Source organism: Dyella sp. (assembly GCF_035277725.1).
In the GTDB taxonomy this organism is placed as follows: Bacteria; Pseudomonadota; Gammaproteobacteria; order Xanthomonadales; family Rhodanobacteraceae; genus Dyella_B.
This window is the reverse complement of sequence record NZ_DATEJY010000008.1, coordinates 1-2690: the sequence shown is the minus strand read 5'-3', so window position 1 is coordinate 2690 and position 2690 is coordinate 1. Positions and strand designations below refer to the sequence as shown.

The following is a 2690-nucleotide window of genomic DNA, read 5'->3' as shown; positions in this document are numbered from 1 at the left end:
CGGCCACGCCAAGGCGATCTGCCTGGATTTCGGCATCGCGCGCGAGTTTGCCGGCTGGTGCAATCTGCGTCTGGACGACACCAACCCCGGCAAGGAAGACCCGGAGTTCGTCGAAGGCATCAAGGACGACGTGCGCTGGCTCGGCTATGACTGGCACGATCTGCGCCACGCCTCCGACTACTTCGAGGTGCTCTACCGCGCCGCCCTCAAGCTGATCCAGGACGGCCACGCCTATGTGGATGACCTTACCCCGGAGGAAATGCGCGAATACCGCGGCACCCTTACCGAGCCGGGCCGCAACTCGCCCCACCGCGACCGCAGCGTCGAGGAAAACCTGGACCTGTTCCGCCGCATGCGCGTGGGCGAATTTGCGGATGGCAGCAAGACGCTGCGCGCCAGGATCGACATGGCCTCCGGCAACATGAACCTGCGCGACCCGGCCATCTACCGCATCCGCAAGGTCACCCACCAGAACACCGGCGATGCCTGGCCGATCTACCCGATGTACGACTACGCGCACTGCCTGTCGGACGCGCTGGAAGGCATCACGCATTCGCTTTGCACGCTGGAATTCGAAGACCACCGCCCGCTCTACGACTGGTTCGTGGACAAGGTGGACCTGCCCAATCATCCCGAGCTGTGGCAGCACATGCGCGACGCCGGCTTCAAGACGGAACCGGCCAAGCCGCGCCAGATCGAGTTCTCCCGCCTCAACCTCAGCTACATGATCACCAGCAAGCGCAAGCTGGCCCAGCTGGTGAACGAAGGCCTGGTCGACGGCTGGGACGACCCGCGCATGAACACTCTGCGCGGCCTGCGCCGGCGCGGCTTCACGGCGGGCGGCATTCGCCTGCTGATCGAGCGCCTGGGTGTCAGCAAGCAGAACAGCGTCATCGACTACGCCATTCTCGAAAACTGCGTGCGTGAAGACCTCGATGCCACCGCGCCGCGCCGCATGGCGGTGATCGATCCGCTCAAGCTGGTCATCACCAACCTGCCGGAAGGCCACCAAGAGTCGCTCACCTTCTCCAACCATCCTAAGGACGAAAGCTTCGGCACGCGCCAGGTACCGCTCTCGCGCGAAGTGTGGATCGAGCGCGAGGATTTCGCCGAAGTGCCGCCAAAGGGTTTTCATCGCTTGAAGCCCGATGGCGAAGTGCGCCTGCGCGGCGTCGGCATCGTGAAATGCGTGGACGTGATCAAGGCCGCCGATGGCAGCGTCAGCGAGGTGCATTGCACGCTCGATCCCGAATCGCGCTCCGGCATGCCCGGTGCCGAACGCAAGGTGAAGGGCACCATCCATTGGGTCAGCGCCAAGCACGGTGTTGCCGCCGAGATCCGCCTGTACGACCGTCTGTTCAACGTGCCCACGCCGGACGACGAAACCGACGGCAAAACCTGGATCGAGCACATCAACCCGGATGCCAAGCGCATCGTGCGCGGCTGGCTGGAGCCCTCCGCGGCCCAGGCCGCCCCCGAGCAGCACCATCAGTTCGAGCGCCTCGGCTATTTCGTCGCCGATCGCCTGGATCACCGGCCCGAAGCCCCCGTGTTCAACCGGGCTGTTACCCTGCGCGACACCTGGGCTAAACAAAGCGCATGATGCTGCCGCTGCAGATCCACCTCACGCTGCCACCGTGGATCGAGGACATCGCCGACACCAGCCGGCGTTATCTCACGGACGAAGAGCGTGTGGGGCTGGCGATCGAGCTGTCGCGGCGCAATATCGAGCACGGCCCAGGCGGCCCGTTTGGCGCCGCCGTGTTCGATGAGCACGGACGCCTGATCGCCGCCGCGGCCAACCGCGTCATTCCGCAAAGCTGTTCGGTCGCCCATGCCGAAATGATGGCCTACATGGCGGCGCAGCAGCGCCTGCAAAGTTATCGCCTGAATGAGAAAGGCGGCCACTACACCCTCGCCACCAGCGCGCAACCCTGTTGCCAATGCTACGGCGCCACCTTCTGGGCCGGCATCGACACCCTGCTGATCGGCGCGCGTGGCGAAGACGTCGAATCGCTTACCGAATTCGACGAAGGCCCCTTGCCCGCCGATTGGATCGGCGAGTTGGAGCGCCGCGGCATCACCGTACGTCGCGACATCCTTCGCGATGAAGCGCGCAACGTACTGGCTGCCTACGGCGCGCGCGGAGAACGCTATTGAATCGCCTGCGCGCCGCGTTGCCATTGCTGCTGCTGATTGCGGCAGGCATCGTGCTGCTGGCCTCTGGCGTGTTCGACCGCATGCATCCCGAGCAGCTCGTCGCCCATCAACAGCAGATGCATGCGGACATTGCCGAGCATCCGTGGATAAGCCGGCTCGTCTACATCGGCCTGTTGATCCTGGCGACCTGCACCGGCGTTCCCGTCACCATCGTGTTGATCCTCGCCGGTGGGTTCGCGTTTGGGGTGACGGAAGGCACCACGTATTCGTCGATCGGGCTCACGCTAGGCTCGCTTATTCTGTTCCTGGCCAGTCGCTATGCCTTCGGCGTCGGCAGCAAACATCCGCCCGCCATCGCGGAGAAACTGCATCACGGTTTCGAACGCCACCCGGTGGCTTACACGCTGTTCCTGCGTTTGGTGCCCGTCGCGCCGTTCGGCCTCGTCACCATGGCGCTCGCCTGGTTGCGCTGTTCGCTGTGGCTGTTCCTCGGCGCTACCTGGTTTGGCGGCACGGTCATGTTGATATTC

Annotated in this window: 3 protein-coding genes; all 3 read left to right on the top strand. The window is 64.4% G+C overall.

Translation table 11 applies throughout. The features are described from left to right. Nucleotides 1–1603: glutamine--tRNA ligase/YqeY domain fusion protein (locus VJR68_RS00570; protein WP_324145598.1), on the top strand; the 1603-nt coding region annotated here is incomplete at its 5' end. After that, entirely contained in the window at nucleotides 1603–2160 is a 558-nt protein-coding gene (locus VJR68_RS00565; RefSeq protein ID WP_324145599.1) for a nucleoside deaminase, read from the top strand. The genes VJR68_RS00570 and VJR68_RS00565, both read left to right, overlap by 1 nt. Then, nucleotides 2157–2690: TVP38/TMEM64 family protein (locus VJR68_RS00560; RefSeq protein WP_324145597.1), on the top strand; the 534-nt coding region annotated here is incomplete at its 3' end. The genes VJR68_RS00565 and VJR68_RS00560, both read left to right, overlap by 4 nt.

Excerpts from the sequence above, each read along its gene's own strand:
- VJR68_RS00565 (WP_324145599.1), top strand. The coding sequence starts at position 1,603 with ATGCTGCCGCTGCAGATCCACCTCACGCTGCCACCGTGGATCGAGGAC.